Genomic DNA, 18,834 nt, shown 5'->3' with positions numbered 1-18,834 from the left:
CGCCCCGTCGTTTGGTGGGGCCTGCCTGAAGTCGTACCGCGGCGTGTCGCCGCCCCCTCCTTCGGCCAGGCCGCCCGAGTCCTTTTCGGCCATTTCTCGGCGACCAGCCGCATTCATTCCCCAATCTCTCGCCTCCCACTCCCCCCCTCCTTTCCTCCAATTTCCCCTGGTTGCTCGTCACCCCCAAGGACAGGTTTTTCTCCATGGACATGGAATTGACCCTCACCATGTTGTTAGTGGTTGTGGCGTTGGCCTTCGTCGGCGAATACGTTGATTCGACGCTCGGCATGGGCTACGGCACCACCCTCACGCCGGTGCTCTTGTGCATGGGTTTTTCGCCATTGCAGATCATCCCGGCGGTCCTGCTGTCGGAGTTGTTCACGGGCTTGCTTGCCGGCTTCACCCACCACGCCATGGGCAATGTCACGCTTTTACCCAAGACCATGTCGTTGCGCCTGATCGGCAGGCGCATGCGCGAAGCGGGACTGGTAAGCAGCTTGAGCCAGAGCTTGCCATTGCACCTGAAAGTTACCCTGGTCATCGCTTCCTGCTCCATCGTCGGCACCGTGTCGTCCGTCATGCTCGCCTTGAACCTGCCCAAATTCTATCTCAAGCTGTATATCGGCGTGCTGGTCTTCGTGATCGGCGTTGTTATCCTCGCCACCATCAACCGCAGCTTCGCCTTCTCCTGGAAACGGATCGTCGGCCTAGGCCTGCTGGCGTCCTTCAACAAGGGCATCAGCGGTGGCGGCTACGGCCCGGTGGTCACAGGCGGACAGCTCCTGGCCGGCGTCGACGGCAAGAACGCCATCGGCATCACCTCCCTGGCCGAAGGCCTCACCTGCGTCGTCGGCGTCCTGATGTACTGGATTCATCCCCAGGACATCGACTGGCGACTGGCACCGTGGCTCTGCATTGGCGCCCTGCTCTCCGTGCCATTCTCGGCGTGGACGGTACGCGTCATCAAAACCACCCGCCTGCGCCTGGCCATCGGCGTCATCACTCTCATCCTCGGCATCACCACCATCTGGCAGACCCTCGCCCACTAAAGCCCGCCAACGCCGCCCCGCCCAGGCAAAAGTAGTAGAATTTCTCCGCAGAGGTCGCTGATTTCTTTTTTATGCAGTTAGCTTATTAAGTCTGCAGCAAAAACAGCAGCGGCGAACCGTGCCGCCATTAGCATTCTGTACTAATCTGCGTTTATCTGCGCCACCTGCGGATAAAAAAAGCGCCATCTGCGGATAAAAAAAGAAATCTGCGGATACAAGCGGGAGCCAGCATGACTAATCGCCTGCCAGGCAGTTACATCGCCGTCGGGAACATCCCCAACGGCGCCACCGCCTACCACACCGAACAACTGTCGCACCTTTTCGGCTTCTGCGAAGGCGCGATGAAATTCAACAACCGCGTGTTCATCTACGGCGAGCGCCTCATCCGCGTCAATCTCCACTGGATCCGCGATTACGTCCTGACCGTGAAGGGCTTCCGCTACACCGAGAAAGACCTCCGCACCTTCCCCGATCTCCTGCTGGAAAAGCAGCACGCCAAGGGCTTCTTCTACGAAATCATCGCCCCCGTGAGCGACATGCACTCCGGTCGCCCCTGGGTCAAAGACGGCGTGACCACGCGAATATCGTCGCCCGAATGCTGCTATTACGAAGAGGGCATGGCCTTCGGTCTTTGCCGCCTGGAGCTCGAAGCCGACATTGAATACCTGATGGTCGAAGGCGTCCACATGATCTGGCAGGCCACCGGCGACGACCAGTGGCTCGCCCAGGCCATGCCCAAACTCGAAAAGGGCCTCGACTACATCTGCAGCGACCCGCTCCGCTGGGACAGCCACTACCAACTCGCCAAACGCCCGCGCACCCTCGATACCTGGGACTTTCTGGACAACATGCGCTCCAGCCACGACCGTGCCATCCACCCCGATGACCCCATGGGCATCTTCCACGGCGACAACACCGGCCTCTTCAACGCCAGGCTCATCATGGCCAAACTCCACCGCTACCTCGGCAATACCGCCGCCGCCAAGCGCCACGAAGAGCTGGCCGCAGCCCTCCGCGAACGCGTCATGACCCACCTCTGGAATGGCGATTTCTTCCGCCACTTCCTTGCCATCGACCCCGTCGACTACGGCGTCGACGAAGCTCGGCAGATGAGTCTCTCCAATGCCTACGCCCTCAACCGCAATATCCTCACCTTCGCTGAGAAAAAGCGCGTCATCGCCGCCTATCGCGCCATGCGCGACAAATACCACGGCGAGTACGACGACTTCCGCAATCTCGAACCGCCCTACCCGATATTCCACGGCCGCAAAGCTGGCCAGTACGTCAATGGCGCCATCGCCCCATTCGTCGCCGGCCAGCTCGCCCTCGGCGCCTTCGAGACCGGCGAGGAAAGCTACGGCGTGGACATCCTCAAGCGCATGGCCCGCAAAATCAGCGGCGATGGCAAGGTCGCCTTCCTCTACGACTGGGATGGCAAGGACATCGGCGGCGGTCCCCGCTGCTGGTGCGGCGCCGAACTCATGCATGCCGAATGCGCCGGCCTCGCCGGCGTCGTCGACAACGGCAAGCTCTTCGCCAACGTCACGCTGTCGCCGCGCTTCGCTGCCGCCCGCGAACCCCGCGCCTGCGTCAGACTCGAATACGCCTGCAGCGGCAAGGCCGTCGAATACGACTTCGCCGCCGATTACCAGGCACGAACCCTGAGCGTCCAGCTGCTCTCCGACCATCACCACGCCAAGCTGCGCCTCTATCTGCCCGACAGCGCCACCGCCACCGCCGTGTCCCGCAACGGCCAGCCCGCTGCCTGGCACGACGAACAGGTCGGCCAAAGCCACTACGCCTGCGTTGACACACTCGCCGCCGGCGACACCGTCACCGTGCAATACTGACCGCGCGACGTAGTCCAACAACCGAGGGGGACCCGATGACCTACGACGGTTTTTTCTACCGGGACTCAAAACGGCCGCATATACCGAAGGCCATTCCGGCCGACATCTTCAAGGCTCTCTGGCGAGGCCTGAAAACCTGCCACATCGTCCGCATTGACTACAGCGACGACAAGGGCCAGGTCAGTCACCGCAAAGTCCTCCCCGAAGTCATCTTCAGCTGGAGCAACCAGTGGTATCTGGCCGGGTATTGCTACTTCCGTCAGCAGGAACGACACTTCCGCATGGACCGCATCAGCAAAGCCCACTGCAGCGAGGCCAAAGGCCGCCCACGCGGTATCGCCGAAATATACCAAGAGCGCGATCTGCCGCCTTGGGAACATGGCTTAATTGTCTACGATCAGCACGACAACGCACCCGGCGAGGACAACACCGCTGACCGCCAACTGCCCCGCATGTGCCCCGACGACGCCCCCAGCCATTGCTACGACATTAACGCCACCCTGTCCCAGGTCTCGGCCTGCTTCCTCAATGACCTTGCCGGCGTCCTCAAGGCCATCGCCGCCGGCGCCGATGTCAATGCGGAAGGCAAATACGGCGTCAGCCCACTTCACGTCGCCGCCAGTTACAGCGGCCTATACGTCGTGAAAACCCTGGTCAAATACGGCGCGGACGTCCTGGCCGTGGACGACGTTGGCCGAACCATCCTGCACGCAGGCGCCCAGGGCGGTGACGCCGCTGTCGTGCACTTCCTGCTCACGCCCTGCCGCGATCTGGTCAACAAGACGGACAACGACGGCCGCACGGCGCTGTATTACGCCGTCCGGGCAAATTCCCTCGCCGCGGTCAAGACCCTGGTCGCCGCCGGCGCCGACGTCGAGTTGCGGCCCGCCAACAAAGAATCACTGATCATGGCTGCGATCAAATACAACGACGAGCTGGATGATGACGCCATCCCCATGGTGGAGTACTTCATTGAGCAGGGCGTGCTGGTCAATATCCACGACGCGCAAGGCCGCACCGCGCTGTTCCATGCCGTTTTGCGCGGCAATCTCCCCGCAGTCCAGCTCCTGCTGCGGCACCACGCCATACCGCATTTCTGCGACCACACTGGCCGAACGCCCCTCCTGCAGGCCGTCTTGCTGGAAGATGACGACATCGCCATGCTGCTGCTGGAACACGGCGCACCGCCCGACTATGCCGAAGAGAACAGCGGCTTGGCGCCCATTCTGGTCAAGTCCATCAGCCCCGAACTCTGCGAATGCCTGCTGGCGCACGGCGCCAATCCCGACGTGGTGGACAATCAGGGCCGCTGCGCGCTGGTCATCCACCTCACGCGGCCGGAAATTCTGCGCGTGTTACTGGCCCACGGCGCCAACACCCAACTGCGCACGAGCAACGGCAACACCCTGCTCCATGACGCCGTGCTGTCCAAACACCCCTGCGAAATCTGGCAGGTGCTGGCGCCCAAGATGTCATGGGCCACCAGCGTCAACAACGACGGCGTCACGCCGCAGATGCTCGCCGTACAACGCGGGCTACTGCCATTGCTGCCGGATATCCTCGCGAAGCCAAGCGCCCTTAAACAGCGCGATTACGCCGGCCACAGTCTGCTTGATTACGCCAGCGACGCTCTCAGTTGCTGCGATGAGCGGGCGGTCCGCGAAGAGATCCGCCACCTCATCAGGGACGCCATGGCCATGGCCGCGCGGCGCCGAATGGCAACACGAAAAGCCCCCCAGCAATGATTGTCCGTCCTGACCGCCTTCACCTGCTTTTCCTGAGCCATATATCAGACATCAGCGCCACATCAATAGCGGGAGATGAATCCTCCCCTCGCAAAACTCACTTACTCCCTTCCCTCCCACCCACAAAACCTCACTCCTCCCGCCCTCGCCTTCCCCACATCCCGGCGCTTGGCGGCAGCCGCGACAGCGGCAACGACAAGCGCCAGAAATGGGATAGGTAGGGGAGCGCGAGGGGAAGGAAATGGCTAACAGCCATTTCCTTCCCCTCGCAAAACAAACCTCCCTCTACTTCTGCGCGCGAGCGTAGGGGCACACCAGCACACAGGGCTCGCAGGCCACCGGGCGGTATTTCTTGATCGGGTCGTGCTTCTTGAGGGCCGTCGCCAACTTCTCGGCGTCGATATCGCCCTCGGGTACTTCGTCCAATTTGGACCCGAGGAATTTGAAGCCGCTGTCGCCGGCCAGCGCGTAGCGCTTGCTCCAGTCGCAGCGTCTGTTGTCGATGCGATTGTATGCGTAGGTCACGCCCTCGCACTGGAATTGCACGACATCGCTGCTAATGGCGGCCGTCGGGCAGGCCTTGACGCAGAGATCGTCGCAGCTCTTGCAGAGCTCGGCGGTGGCATCCTGCAGGGCATCGGGCGTCAGCGCGGCGTCCGTGACAATGGCGATGAAGCGCTGGCGGATGCCGAAATCGCGGGTGACCACGCGTCCGGCGCGGCTGATGGTGCCCAGACCGGCGGCCACTGCGGCGAAGCGGTTACAGAACTGGTCCTCGATATAACCGCGCGGGCTGGCGATGGCGCTGCCCAGGCCCATCAGATCGGCCGTCATGACCGCCTGATAGCCCAGTTGCTGGAGCTTCTGCACGATCTTTGCGGCCATCAAGCCGCCCTGCCAACGGGTGACGTAGCTCTGGAAAGCATAGGGACCCACCGCCTCGGCCGGTGGCTTGGTGGCGAACTCCACGACCTTCTCGTGGTAGCGCAGACCAATGACCAGCACCGACTTGGCATTGGGCACATAATCCGCTGCCGTCAGGACTTTCAGCGGCTCTTCGCTGATCTGGGGATTCCACTCCGTGAAGGGATGGGCCTTATCCACAGCCTTGAGACTGATCTGGCCGTCGTAAATCGGTTTGAGCTGGGCTGCGATCGACACAATGCGCGCCGCCGAGGCGACGCCCACCAGGTCGGCACCAACCGACTTCGCGTAGTCCTTCAGCACGCCAGTCAGGTCGGCGCCATGCCGGTACGCCGTCGGCACACAGGCCCGCGACGCCGACGCCGGCGGCGCAAAAGGACGTTCGGCAAATTTCTTGCGCGTGAAGACGGTGTTGAAACGCCAGGCCTTGCCGGCTTCGGCACCAAAGAGCTTGTCGCCAATCTGGCGATTGACTGGCGTGAGACCCATTGGGTCGTAATGCGAGGCACTGGCGGCAATGGTCATCAGCGAACGGAAGCCATAAAACTCGATGTCGCGGGTCAAATCGTAACCAACCGAGTCGATATGATAATCCGTCGCGCTGCAAAACGCCGCCCGCGCGGCCTCATCGCGCGTGGCGCCGAGCGCCGTCGGCACCGACCGCACCAGCGTGATGGCGCTTTCCGCGCCCGGCAGCATATCGGCAATGTCGATGCCTTGCGCTTTCAGGCTGGCGGCAGACTGCACGACCACGTATTCAATGTCTTTCTTGTAGCAGTCATTGATCAGCTTGTCGGTAACGGCCCGCGACTCAATCGTCTCATCCCACTGTATCGCATAGCGACGCATTGGCGTCTTCGAATAGCTCTTGTCGAAGCTGCGCACTGCCCGCGGCACGCAGAACTTCAGGCACTGCCCCATCTCGCCACTGCGCACGCCGTATTTCTTCACGTTATCGACAATCACTTCTTCGGTAACTTTCTCAGGAATCTCCAGATCAAGATCGAGATCAAAATGCTCGCCCCAGGCACAGCGCCAGAGATTCTTGTTGGCGAAGCGGTACTCGTAGTCGTCAATGCGCAGCACCTTCTCGCCGTCGAGTTCTTTGGACAGGGCCAGGCTCGGGCAGTGCTTGCGGCAGAGCATGCACTTGTCGCAGATCGTCCCCGGCGGAATCAACGGGTCGGGCGCGATCTCCATGTCGGTAATCACGGTCACAAAGCGGTTGCGCGCGCCGTACTCGGGCGTCAACGCCAAGCCGTTGTAGCCCATGTCGGACAAGCCGGCGACCACCGACATGTAAATGTGGCTGACGTCCGGTGCAAAAACCGCCTTGAGGTCCTTGTACTGGTTGTAACGCCAGATGTTACTCGAACAAATCGGAATCGCGCCATATCCGAGCTCTTCAATCCGCGTCGCCAAGCGATAGGACAACTCGTCCAACCGCGAATTCATCAGATACTGCACCGAATAGGCGCCGATCTTTTGCGGATGCTCTTCGCCACCAAGCTCAATACACGCATCCGGATGGTGAATCCCCATCACGATCACCGTCTTGGCACCGGGAAACAGCCCCTGCGGGCTCATCATCGGCGGAGCATGCCGGCAACGCCCGATGTCGCCAAAACCAATTAGATCCGCACCTAGCCCATACGCATAACTCTTGATCGCTTCCTTAACATCCATCTGTCGTCTCCCAAGTCGTTCTTTTCTTACTGGCCAAGACACGCAAAACACAAGTTTATTTAAACAATAATGAACGTCGTTAATTATAGATGAACTTTTGCCGCTGTCAAACACCCCGAAATTGTCCGCAGGCGACACCGGCAATCGGTCAGTACCCCCCCGGTGGGGAAAACACCGGGGACAATTTGCAGGAAACCCACACGGCCAACCGCCGCCCAGCCATTCGACCTTGATTTCCGCCGACCTTTGCGGCAGCGGAGTCATGGCGGGCCCAGAGTAGCAGCGGCTTCTAGCCGCTGTGCGCACGGCTCGTGCGGCGGGGGAGACGGGCCGGGTACGGTCGGCGTGGATGACGAGGACGGTTTAATGAGCCGTCTTGTCGGAGTGGGCGAGACGCCCACTCCACGGCCGAGAGACGTAATCGGTAAGTCCCCCCCCAGTGGGGAAAACTCCGAGGACAATTTGCAGGAAACCCACGGCCAACCGCTGCCCAACCATTTGACCTTGATTTCCGCCGACCTTTGCGGCTGCGGGTTTCATAGGAGTCCAAGAGGTCCTCAAGCAGTCCCCAGCGTCCAAGGCGTCATTCCCCACAGTCCCAAAAGTCCCCACAGTCCAATCCATGGGATCATGCCTCATGAGTCCGTGAGTCCTCGCCACAGCGCACAGTCGCCAATTAGTCCCATCGGTCCCAGGCGTCACCACGGTCCCAGCTATTATCAATGGCTGACCGATTCCCGACACCGAGTATAAAAATGAAATCTGCGTGAATCTGCGTCATCTGCGGACAAAAAAAGGGGATACAATCAGAGCGTCTTGTGGGTGGTGGCGGCCAGTTGTTTGAGCGCGGCGACGAGTTGCTCTTCGCTTTGCGCCGTCATGCGGAACGTTGGCGCGTAGGCGCCGGCGGCACCGAGCAGCGCGCCATTGGCGTCCTGCAGGGCGACGGCGAACGCGCAGAACGAGCTGTTTTTTTCCACCGCGAAGCCCGCCGAGCGCAGATTGGCGAGGGCGCTGTCGAGATGTCCCCGGCAGGCGTCAGGCCACTCTTGTCCGGGCTCGCCGTGGCGTTGCCGGAAGAGGTCGAGTTCCGTCGGCGTCGCCTGCGCCAGCATAATGCGGGTCGTGACCAGCGAATACTCGGTTTTGTACTCGGCGACGCCAATGTTCACGCTGACGGGATTGGAGCCCGGATAGCGCCCGAGCAACACGCGCTGCCCATGGATGAAGGTGCACAGCACCAGCGATTCGCCTATTTTGGCCGCGAGTGCTCGTAACTGCGGATCCAGGGTCGCCAGCAGTTTCCTGCTCTGGGCGCTGCGGTAGATATCGCTGCATTTCGCCCCAGGAACGTAACGCCGGCCATCCCGGGCGACGTACTCGCAGTGCTCCATAGTCTTGAGGATATTACGCAAGGTGGGCATTTTCTCGTCCAACACCGCCGCGATGTCACTGAGACCAACGCCCTCGCCCGATACCGCGCCTTCGACAATCACATCGAGGGCATCCAGGGCCTTCTTTACTGAGCGCACGAGTACTTCTGCCATTTCAAAACCGCCATCCTGCTTGCATATCCTATACACGATCTCGGAAAATAGTGTTTTTCGCGCCCGTAGTGTAATCCTTTTTTCGGCAAAAACACGACATGCGGCATGCGACTGCTAGCCGCTAAGTAAGTCCTTGCTCATTGATACCAGCCTTTCCCGCTGTATGCGGAGCCAAGCGCGCCCGTTTTCCGATGCGTCCCGCGCCCGTCTCTCGGCCGTGGTGCGGGCTTTCAGCCCGCGCCGTCTCATGACGCCAGCAGGCGGAGCCAAGCGCGCCCCGGCATCCCTGGCCGCGAAGCGGCAAACTCCTCACCAGGTGCCTCACCCGGGATTATGCATGGCGCGGCCCTCGGGGCCGAACTTGGCCGATCTGACGACTTGCTTTGTCCGGTTCGGGCCGAAAACCACCGTCATTCAATATCCATGTTTTTGCGCCGTAGGCACTTAACCATGCTTAACCCCAGGCTTTAGCCTGGGGACGCAGCCGCCAACAGACAGTGCCTCGTAGAGGCATCACAGTTTTGGTTATCAATCACAGACCGATTACGGCGTACGCACAATTTCTGCCCTGGCTACTTTGCATGCCGGCGTCTTGGCCCTATGTTCAAGGGCGGCCAAAAACCACCGCTTTCGCCGCGACCAATGTACGGGTCAATAGCCCCCCCCTTCAGCCAATCAGGAAAGGACCATCCATGTCAGAGGAAGCGAAGATATTCGCAGGCGTGTTATTCAGCCCCGGCGACCCAGAACTCAAGGCGATCAAGTTGCGTTCACACAAACTCAGCGCCGAGTACAGCCGGACCAACGAAGACGACGTGGAAGTCCGCCAACATCTGACCAAGCTCATCCTGGCCGAATTTGGCGAGGGTAGTTTCATGCAGGGGCCGATCTTCTTCCACTACGGCCGCCATACGCGAATTGGCAAACGCTGCTTTTTCAATTACAACTTGACGGTGCAGGACGACGCGCCGGTCAGCATTGGCGACGACTGCAATTTCGGCCCGAACGTGACCATTGTCACCCCCGTGCATCCGCTGCTGCCCAATGAGCGCCGGGTCATGTACGACCAAGCCGGCAACCCAAAACACCTCTGCTACGCCAAGCCGGTGAACATCGGCAAGGACTGCTGGCTGGGCGCAAACGTCGTGGTCTGCCCCGGCGTCAGCATCGGCGACAACTGCGTGATCGGCGCCGGCAGCGTCGTCACCCGCGATATTCCCGCCAATTCCCTCGCCGCCGGCGTGCCCTGCAAGGTCATTCGTGAAATCAGCGACGCCGACAGCATGGTCAACAAGCCGGAAATCTGTGCCGGCTATCGACCAACCATCTAATTAGCAACACTCGGCGTCCACCATAGCCACAACGCTTGACGGCGGAATATCATGTCCACCGCCAAGCGCGCGAAGCGTCATTTCAGGTCATAGGCCATGGCGACATCGCCGCGACGCAGATAGAGGACGCCACCGGCGACCACCGGGTGGCACCAGTGTTGCTGCTCGCCATCACGGATGACAAAACGGCAGATTTCCGCGAGGGCGCCGGTCTCGGCTTTGGCAAGAATGACATTGCCGCGCTCAGAGTCATAGACCAGTAGCCGACCGTCCACGGCAATCACCTGCGCCTGCCCCAGTTGCGGCACCCGCTCGGAAAACAGGGTCCGTCCCGTCGCGGCATCAACACAGGTCCACTTGCGATTGTGCGAAGCGCCGTATATGACGTCGCCCAGCCAGACAAAGCCATGGTGCTGCGAGCTGAGGTCCTGGTTCGTCCACAGCGTTTCCACAGCGCTGGCATCGTCATTGAGCTTGAACATCGCCGTGCCATGGCCGTAGCCGTTGGACAAGAGTAGCCGGCCGTCGCGATAGACGATGGAGTTGGCGATGATGTCGTAGCGCTTGATGGTCCGGCCCCCGTCCAGTATCTGGCCAAAATTACAGGACCACGCCAGTTCGCCACTCTCGGGTTTGATGCCGAAGAGCATATTGGTCGTTGCCCCGACGATTTGCCGCTGACCGTTGTGGATAATTTCGGTGGGACTGACGTAGCTGGCCTTATCGTTGAACGAGCGGCTTTGCCAGAGCGCACTGCCGTCCAGGCGATTGAGCGCGACCATGGTCGTCTGTGAACCGCCGGCGGTAAAATACACCGCGCGATCATCAACCAGCGGCGATTCGGCGCTGCCCCAGCCGCCATTGACGCCCTTGTACAGCTGCTTGGCGTTGACCTTCCAGAGCAGCGCGCCGCTAGCCGCATCGAGCTTCGCCACCTCCCCGGAACCGCTGATGGCAAAAATTTCGCCCTTGCTGAAGGTCGGCGTGCTGCGCGAACCGGGGTAGTCCTTACTCCACGCTTGGCCGTAATCGCTCTGCCACAGCACGGCGCCGGTATCGCGGTCGAGGCAGCAGAGCATTTCCACCCGCTGCCCATCACGTTCTTTGTAGCCAGTGACATAGACCCGTCGGCCTACTACGACGGGCGAGGAATAACCCGCGCCGACACCCGGCGTCTTCCACTGCTGCGCCGGACCACCCTCGGGCCACGTTGAACGCGTGCCCTGCTCAGTGTAAATACCATGATGCCCTTGGCCACGCCAGTACGGGACGTCGTCAGCTGCCACGCCGCGCGCCGCCAACAGCACCAGCGCAGCGCCAAGAATGCTCTTGGCAACAGAGCGTGACATAAACTCTACACAGAAAGAACGTGTAGTTGTCATAGGCAAGGGTCCTCAGGGCTTTTGGGGGTGAATGCTTACAAACCGGCTATTGACGTTCGGGAAAGCCATAGCGGCAGATCGTCTTTTGACCCGCACCGCCGGCAATGGCTGCATGCCAGCACAAACAAAACACGACACAATGCAAACACCGCGCGCGGTCTGGCGGCCAGCACCGCGCGCGCCCTCGCGCCAAATTCACGGTTGAGGTGCCGTTCGCGCGCCGTAACGCACGTCATTGCAGTCGGATGGCGCCGGCATTGGCCAGCTTCCAGGTCGCGCCGCCAGTGCCAATCCAGTTGATCCACTGCCGGTCCTGCTGGCGGAACACGCCGATATTGAAGGGCACGGGCTTCGTACTGTCAAGACCCAGTGCTGCGATCGGCAGCCGCCATTCGGCCTGCCAATTGCCGGCGTTGACTGTAGCCTGAAACTGCAGCTGCGGTCGCTGGGCGTCGCCGGCCGCAGGGGGCGCGCCGGCCTCGTCGCTGAGCTCCAGCTGGCCATTTGCGTAACCGCGTATCACCCACACGACGGCCTTGCCATCGGCGGTCTTGCCAGCCAGGCATACTTCCGCGCCGTCATCCTGGCGCCAGGTGGCGCCCTTGGTCACCTGCGCCGTTGGCACGACCACGCGTACCAACAGTGTATCGCCACTGCGCGCCAACAGCGCTTGCGCCGGCGTCGCCGACAACGGCACCCCCGCTGGCGTCTGCGCCAGCTCCAGCGCCAGGCCTTTCCAGTCGGCAGCGATGGCGCCGGTCAAGGCCGGCACCAACGGCGTGTCTTTCGCCGCTTGGGCTGCGGGCGCGTCCCAATTGAGCATCAGCACCGCGCCGCGTTCCAGATCCCAAGTCTCCCCCATGGTGCCGGCGAGCTGGGCAAAGACATCGTCTTCACTGCGGTATGCCGTCATGTTAAAGCGGAGCGTGGTCTTTTCGCCAGGCGTGAGCCCCAACGCCTTGGTGGGCACCCCCCACTCGCTGCGCCAAACCAGCCTGTCAACGCCTGCCGCGTACTGCACGCCGCTACGGAACGCTTCGGCCTGCTCCTGCGTTACTCCCGCAAGCGTCAGGGACTGCAACGTACCATCGCTAAATCCACGCAGCACGTAGCAGTGGCGCTTGTCGCCATCGCGGCTTTCAAGCACCAGTTCGACGCCCTCGTCAACACCCCAGGTCGTCCCGAGTTTGCGTTGATCAGGGAACATGGTGACGATGTTGCTGAAGAAATACAGGAACTCGTCGTCGGCCAGGATTTTCACGCTGGTGGGCGCGCCGCGGACGCCGCGCTGGTTAATCCGTTCATTGAAAGCCAGGCCGCCATTGGGCCACTCGCCATCACCCAGTTTGCCGTCCACCACGGGCACGCTGTCGTGATTTTGGGGCCGGAAGTAGCGCGGTTTGTCCCGAACAGCCTTTTCAGGCTGCGGGACTTCCGCCATGATGCGCCCTTCGGTCTCATTGCGCACGAAAATAACGTTGTCGGCCCAGGTGCTGATAGCATCCGGTTCGGTGACATTGAGCTTGCCGCCAATATGGAAGGTATTGCCGCTGACCACGTGGCCGTTACAGCGGCTGAAGGCGATTTTCATGTCGCCCTCGCTGATGAAAACGTTGTCCCGCAACTCGCAATTCAAGGTCATGTGATTCTGCGAGGGATGCGGGATATTGATAGCGACGTTTTCACTCACGACGCAATTGCGGCATTTCTCGTCCAGGTAATAGGCCGACACGCCGTAGCCTTGACCGATCTGCACCATGTCCCGGGCAAGATTCCGGCGAATGATGCAGTCCGTAGAGCTGCTGACATAGATGGCCGCGCCGTCGCGATGCACCTGCATGCAACGATAGAGAAGATTCTCTTCGATGATGGTGCTGACACCGCCGACGCTCATGCCCGAATACGGCGTGTCGTGAATGACATTGCGGCGGATTAGCGCTTTTTCACAGCGGCCCGATAGGGCGATGGCACTGGCGCTGACCAAGCCGATATGGTAAATACGGTTGTTGTCAATGCGTTCGGCGCTGCCGAAGCGGATGCCGCCGCCGCCGAGGTGATGGAACAAACTGTTGCTCACAACCAGTCCCTGACCGTTCCACTCGCGCACACCCCAGCCGCCAGCATTGCAGACCGCGATGGCGTCAACCAACACCTTGTCCGCGTAGGTGAGTTGCACGGCGCCGGGCCAGCTGGCAGCGCCAAAGCCAGCTGGACGCATGGGGGCATGGGTGGCCGACATGGTCATCCCACTGATGCTCAAGCCATTGACGCGCTCCTTCGCCGTGCCCTGGACGTCAAAAATGCTCTCCACGGTGGGAGCCACAATCATCGCGGTCGCCATGTCCACGCCCTCGGCCGGCCAGTAATACACGGCCCTTTCCGTGCGGTCCAAGTACCACTGCCCCGGCCGCGTCATGCCTTCGCGGATATTCCACAGCGCGTAGCGATGGACACCATAGGACCCGACGGGATACTCAGTCCGGGACGCAAAAGTCAAGGTCCGCGTCGCTGGGTCATGCCCCGCCAGGAGCACCGTCGATTCACTCCACATGTGGCAGACTGTCACTTCGGCATTGGCAACCGCCAGCGTCGCCGGAATGTCGCCCTGGCGGTACTGCAGCTGGATGCATTCTTTCTCCGTCGGTTTGCGCTCCCAGCCGCCGCCGGCCGTGCTCATCCAGCGCACTTTGAACTCCGTTTCGTGCTCCAGATAGCCCTCCTCCGGAAAACGCGCGCGCGCCTGCAGCTGGTCGTTGACCAACAGCACCCGGAATGACCAGTCGGGCAGGTCCTTCGGTAGCTCCGCCCGCCAGAAATGCTCACCTGCCTGGCGCCAGCCCTCAATACGGCGACCACCATAGACGATGGTCTTGTCCACGCCGGCGCCGGCAATCACCAGCCCGCTGTCGCGACTGTCCAGCTGCAAAGGCTGGTTTTGGAAGAAGCGACCTTCACCAAGGACAATGCGTCGCTCCAGCCCCGCCATGACCCGGCTGGCGTCACGAGCAGCCGCCAGGCTGGCCTTGGGGCCGTCATTGCCGGTGGCGTTGGGCGCCGGCAAAGTCCCGCTCCAGGCGTCCTTGCCATTGACCGCCACGTAATAGAGTCCCTGTCCCTGGCAATAGCCAGTAGCGGCCAAGACCGCATAGACCAACACCGTCATCACTCGCTTGATTGTGGACATGAGCGCACTCCTTGTCTTTGCATTTCGCGCTAGTCTCGCCGTCAGAAAATAGTGTCTGGAAATTATCGCCACGACCGATCATTCTGCGTCAACCGTGCTACTTTACTGCCGCTTCCCGCGTCCTGCCCGATATTTTTTGTTGTATAGAGCCCCCACGCCTGCCCTGCCACGGTGCAGGCGCCGACACCTGCAGGGTCACCTGCCTGGTCCCAGGCTCTGGCGCCCTGCCTATGCCGCCTGGCACGGCAGTTGCTGAAGGTTTCCAGCATAGCCAGCACGACACCCATTCACCTCCATTGTGAGAGCAACACAGTATGAGCACGACACCTCTGGCCGTCCAGCAACTTGCCAAGAGCTTCCAGCAGGGAAACAAACAGATTCAGGTTCTTAAAGGCCTGTCCATGCACGCCAACAGCGGCGAGATGGTCGCTATCATGGGCCCGAGCGGCTCCGGCAAAAGCACCCTCCTGCACGTCATCGCCGGCCTCACCCCCGCCAGCGCCGGCAAGGTCGAGATTGACGGGGACGACATCGCCGGGCTTAGTGACCGGCGCCTGACTGCCATGCGCCGGCGCAACATCGGTCTCATCTTCCAGGCCTTCAATCTGATCCCCACCCTCAATGTCCATGACAACATCGCCTTGCCCATGCTGGCCGATGGCCGCCAAGCCAGGCATGATGACATTGTCCAACTTGCTGAACGACTGGGTATTGGTGATAAATTGGGCGTCTACCCCAATCAGCTTAGTGGCGGTGAACAACAGCGCGTGGCCATTGCCCGCGCCCTGCTGCCCCACCCGGCCCTGATCCTTGCCGACGAACCCACCGGCAACCTCGACAGCGACAACGGCCAGGCCCTCTGCCAGCTGCTCCGCAACTGCTGCCGCAACGACCAGCATTGCATCGTCCTAGTCACGCACGAGCCAGCTGTCGCCATCTGGTCCGATCGCGTCCTCGTCATGCGCGATGGTAATTTCACTCGTGAGATTTCTGTCACTAACGAAATGACAGCCATGGACTTAGCGCGCGCATACCAGGAAGCCTGACGGCCGGCCACGTCGCAGCCACAGCGCCCCCGCAGCAGGAAGCAAGGGAAACAAGTACATGATGATGACCTGTAAACTGGCATGGGCCAACATGGTCCGCAACCCCGTCCGTGCCATCTTGACAGCAAGCGCCATGGTTGCCTCGGCAGCTATCGTCGCCTGGATGGTCGCCGGCTACGACAGCATCCTCGCCGAAACCGCCGACAAACCAGAAGACGTCATCGGCCGCTACGATCTCCTGCTCTCCGCCAGCGGCAGCTTCAAACCGACCATCTCTAGCCAGATCATCGAACGCCTCAACGCCTCGCCCTCCGTACACACCATCGCTACCTTCGCCCCTGTCGATGTCAATCTCCAAGCAGAAGGACAACGCCCCGACAACGGCCGCCCCCGCGGAGCCACACGATCAGAAAGACGCAAGCCAGACGGAGGACGCCACGATGGCGGACGGCCCGACGACGGGGCTTCCGGGGCAGCGCCAATAGCCCCACCGACCTACGGCCTGCCAACGCGCGGCGCCGTCGTTGTCGCCTGCAAGGCGGAAATACCACCATTGGCCATGGACAGCGGTCGCTGGCTGGACAGCGATGCACAGGCGTTGGCCGTGGCTTCAACCACGCGGGCAATTCCCTGCGTTTTGGGCGAAGCACTGGCCAAGCGCCTGGGCGTGCAGGTCGGGAAGCGTTTTCCGCTTGGTTCCAGCGCCGGTAGCTTCACGCTGCAGGTGCAGGGTATTATGGGCGACGGTCCCAATCCACGCAAGCTGCACACGCTGGCAGCGAAAGGCGAACAGCTGGTGTTGCCGAGACCGGACAGCATCTTTGTGTCGTGGATCGATGGCGAACGTATCGCCGGCGGCCCCCTCCAGGCATCCTATGCGCTGATTATGCTCACCGATCAACAACGCCAGTCAAGCAACTTCGCGACCATCTGGCGCGAACAACTCGACGCTGCCCAGGCTCGCCTGTTCAACGACGACGACGTCGCCCAGGCCCTCCGCGCTGGTGATTCCCACAGCCACTTACGCATGCAGGCCTATTCGGCAACGGGCATCACCATGCTCGTGTCTTTTTTTATCATCTTCAGCAGCCTGAGCATGGGCGTCGAAGAACGGGTCCGGCACTTCGCCATTCTCCGCGCCGTCGCCCTGGCGCGTTCGCAACTGGCCAAGGTCGTTCTCGTCGAAGGGCTGTTCTACGGGCTGATCGGCTGGCTGGGCGGACTGATATCGGGTCGCCTGCTGCTGCTGTGGCTGCCGTCGCTGACCAGCGAATCAGGGCGCAACAGCACCGCTGCGGACTGGCATATCGGCTTCTGGACCATCTTCCTCACGGGTTTCTGTGCCCTCGCTGGCTCGCTCGCAGCCTCGCTGTACCCGGCCTGGCGCGCCACCCGGGTCAAACCGCTTGACGCCATCACACCACCGCTCGCCACTAGGCAGCGCGCGCTGCCTGGTCGCCTGCTGCTGCTGGCCGTGATCTTGCTGACCGTCAATCCCCTGATTGTATTTTTACCCGGCATGCCGGAAGAACTGCGCATCCGTCTCTACGGCTTTGCCGGCTGCCCAGCCATGACCCTGGCCTTCGTCCTGCTGGCGCCAGCCATGTACAGCCTGACGCAACGCCTGTTTGCCGGACCGCTGGCGCGATTGCTCTGTCTCCAACCACCCTTCCTCGTTTCGCAATGCCGGGCCAATCTCTGGCGAGGTGCCGGTACCGTCATGGCCATCAGCGTCGGTCTGGGACTGTACATGACAGCAATCATCTGGAGCGCATCCATGCTCAAACCGTTTCTGCCCGGCGACTGGCTGCCCGATATGTTCGCCACCATTATCCCCGGCGGCCTGAAAGACGACGACATGGGCGCCGTGCTGGCCATCACCGGCATTGACAGCGAACGCTGCCTGCCCGTCGCCGTCGAACAGGCACAGCTGGCCAAAGATCTCACCGGCAGCCGCCAACGCCAAAATGTCGTCCGTCAGGACAACGTGGTCTTCTTCGGTCTGGACAGTACCCGCGCCTACGCCGGCGACGCTCCTCTCCTGCCCTTCTCTTTCAGCCGCGGCAGCAATCCCCAGAAAGCCATCGCGGACCTCCGTTCCGGCACCAATGCCTGTCTCATCCCCCGTCATTTCGCCGACAGTGCCCAGCTCGCCATCGGCGACATCTTCGCCGTCATCCCGCCAGACGCGCCGACAACCCTGGTGGAATACCGCGTCGCCGGCATTATCGACCTTAAAGGCTGGCATTGGTTCTCCAAATTCTCTGGAACCAGGCGCCATAGCGCGCGTACTGCGGCAATGATTTTCGCCGACAGCCGTTCCGTCCGCCGCGATTTCAATCTGTCGCGGGTGAATTACCTGTGGTTTGATATCCAGTCCAACGCGGATCAGCAGCAGATAGCCAAGGCGTTGGAGCGCATTGCCAGCGGCAACGCCGGCCAGCTCTACCACATCCCCGGCCGAGGCGACGTGCCCAGCCAGCGTGATTTCATCCGCCTCACCAGCACCACGGACCTGCGCCAGTCGATCCTCAGTCGCACCGAGACGATAGTCGCCGGCATGCTGCGCCTACCCATGCTACTCCTGCTGGTCACCGCCTTGGCCGTGGCCAACACCGCCGCCGCCGCCCTGCGCTCACGCCGTTGGGAAATGGGCGTCATGCGCGCCGTCGGCCTGAGCGGCGGTGCCATGGCCCGGCTAATCCTCGGCGAAGCCCTCATGATCGGCCTGGCCGCCAGCGTGCTCAGTCTGTCCTTCGGCATCTTCTCCGGCCTCTGCAGCGCCCAGATGGCCACGCACCTCAGCTTCTTCGGCGGTATGGGCTGGAACCTCGCTCTGCCCTGGCTCAAACTCGGCAAGGGACTGGCTATCACCCTCGGCCTATCCTTCGCGGCCGCACTCATCCCCGCACTCTGCGTCATCCGCACCTGGCCATTGGCTCTCCTCCAAGACGGGCCCAAAGACTAAACCGTCCGCGAAAAAAATAGCCGATCATCCGGACGGCACGGCGCCGGTCACATATATCCCCCCCGGTGTCTTGTTCGGCAGGTCAAAAAGCGCTATAATACTAATGATGACATGAGTGTCAT

Annotated in this window: 10 protein-coding genes; 6 read left to right on the top strand and 4 right to left on the bottom strand. The window is 61.5% G+C overall.

What is annotated here, in order from left to right; genetic code table 11:
• Window positions 1-203 precede the first annotated feature (203 nt).
• From J3R75_RS17010 to J3R75_RS17000, 3 genes are all read left to right on the top strand, one after another.
• Window positions 204-1,049 (top strand): sulfite exporter TauE/SafE family protein, encoded by an 846-nt coding sequence (locus J3R75_RS17010; RefSeq protein WP_307264130.1) that lies wholly within the window; start codon window positions 204-206, stop codon window positions 1,047-1,049.
• Between the two features lie 230 nt (window positions 1,050-1,279).
• Window positions 1,280-2,899, top strand: coding sequence for a glucosidase family protein (locus J3R75_RS17005; RefSeq protein WP_307264128.1), 1,620 nt, complete (start codon window positions 1,280-1,282; stop codon window positions 2,897-2,899).
• A 35-nt stretch (window positions 2,900-2,934) separates the two neighbouring features.
• Window positions 2,935-4,644 carry an ankyrin repeat domain-containing protein gene (locus J3R75_RS17000; RefSeq protein WP_307264126.1) on the top strand — a complete coding sequence of 570 codons (1,710 nt, stop codon included), beginning with the start codon at window positions 2,935-2,937 and terminating at the stop codon, window positions 4,642-4,644.
• Window positions 4,645-4,929: 285 nt separating this feature from the next.
• Here the strand turns inward: J3R75_RS17000 and J3R75_RS16995 are convergent, their stop codons facing one another.
• Complete coding sequence (locus J3R75_RS16995) at window positions 4,930-7,254, bottom strand: hypothetical protein (protein WP_307264123.1); 2,325 nt, start codon at window positions 7,252-7,254, stop codon at window positions 4,930-4,932.
• Window positions 7,255-8,060: 806 nt separating this feature from the next.
• Window positions 8,061-8,801, bottom strand: coding sequence for an IclR family transcriptional regulator domain-containing protein (locus J3R75_RS16990; RefSeq protein WP_307264121.1), 741 nt, complete (start codon window positions 8,799-8,801; stop codon window positions 8,061-8,063).
• A 692-nt stretch (window positions 8,802-9,493) separates the two neighbouring features.
• Here J3R75_RS16990 and J3R75_RS16985 point away from each other — a divergent pair.
• Entirely contained in the window at window positions 9,494-10,132 is a 639-nt protein-coding gene (locus tag J3R75_RS16985; protein ID WP_307264120.1) for a sugar O-acetyltransferase, read from the top strand.
• Between the two features lie 77 nt (window positions 10,133-10,209).
• On the opposite strand, the gene J3R75_RS16980 is transcribed toward J3R75_RS16985, so the two are convergent.
• Window positions 10,210-11,514 (bottom strand): PQQ-binding-like beta-propeller repeat protein, encoded by a 1,305-nt coding sequence (locus J3R75_RS16980; RefSeq protein WP_307264118.1) that lies wholly within the window; start codon window positions 11,512-11,514, stop codon window positions 10,210-10,212.
• A gap of 232 nt (window positions 11,515-11,746) precedes the next feature.
• On the bottom strand, window positions 11,747-14,698 hold the full coding sequence (locus J3R75_RS16975; RefSeq protein WP_307264116.1) for a right-handed parallel beta-helix repeat-containing protein: 2,952 nt from the start codon (window positions 14,696-14,698) through the stop codon (window positions 11,747-11,749).
• Between the two features lie 314 nt (window positions 14,699-15,012).
• On the opposite strand from J3R75_RS16975, the gene J3R75_RS16970 reads away from it, so the two are divergent.
• Entirely contained in the window at window positions 15,013-15,744 is a 732-nt protein-coding gene (locus J3R75_RS16970) for an ABC transporter ATP-binding protein (protein WP_307264113.1), read from the top strand.
• A gap of 58 nt (window positions 15,745-15,802) precedes the next feature.
• Window positions 15,803-18,712, top strand: a complete 2,910-nt coding sequence (locus J3R75_RS16965; protein ID WP_307264110.1) for an ABC transporter permease — start codon at window positions 15,803-15,805, stop codon at window positions 18,710-18,712.
• The last annotated feature ends 122 nt before the right edge of the window (window positions 18,713-18,834 follow it).

The organism is Oligosphaera ethanolica (genome assembly GCF_030814695.1).
In the GTDB taxonomy this organism is placed as follows: Bacteria; Verrucomicrobiota; Lentisphaeria; order Oligosphaerales; family Oligosphaeraceae; genus Oligosphaera; species Oligosphaera ethanolica.
Note: the sequence above shows the minus strand (reverse complement) of the source record. Positions and strands in the feature narration are given on the sequence as shown.

Bases quoted from the DNA above. Each gene is read 5' to 3' on its own strand.
- J3R75_RS17010 (WP_307264130.1), top strand. From the start codon at position 204: ATGGACATGGAATTGACCCTCACCATGTTGTTAGTGGTTGTGGCGTTG.
- J3R75_RS17005 (WP_307264128.1), top strand. From the start codon at position 1,280: ATGACTAATCGCCTGCCAGGCAGTTACATCGCCGTCGGGAACATCCCC.
- J3R75_RS17000 (WP_307264126.1), top strand. From the start codon at position 2,935: ATGACCTACGACGGTTTTTTCTACCGGGACTCAAAACGGCCGCATATA.
- J3R75_RS16995 (WP_307264123.1), bottom strand. From the start codon at position 7,254: ATGGATGTTAAGGAAGCGATCAAGAGTTATGCGTATGGGCTAGGTGCG.
- J3R75_RS16990 (WP_307264121.1), bottom strand. From the start codon at position 8,801: ATGGCAGAAGTACTCGTGCGCTCAGTAAAGAAGGCCCTGGATGCCCTC.
- J3R75_RS16985 (WP_307264120.1), top strand. From the start codon at position 9,494: ATGTCAGAGGAAGCGAAGATATTCGCAGGCGTGTTATTCAGCCCCGGC.
- J3R75_RS16980 (WP_307264118.1), bottom strand. From the start codon at position 11,514: ATGACAACTACACGTTCTTTCTGTGTAGAGTTTATGTCACGCTCTGTT.
- J3R75_RS16975 (WP_307264116.1), bottom strand. From the start codon at position 14,698: ATGTCCACAATCAAGCGAGTGATGACGGTGTTGGTCTATGCGGTCTTG.
- J3R75_RS16970 (WP_307264113.1), top strand. From the start codon at position 15,013: ATGAGCACGACACCTCTGGCCGTCCAGCAACTTGCCAAGAGCTTCCAG.
- J3R75_RS16965 (WP_307264110.1), top strand. From the start codon at position 15,803: ATGATGATGACCTGTAAACTGGCATGGGCCAACATGGTCCGCAACCCC.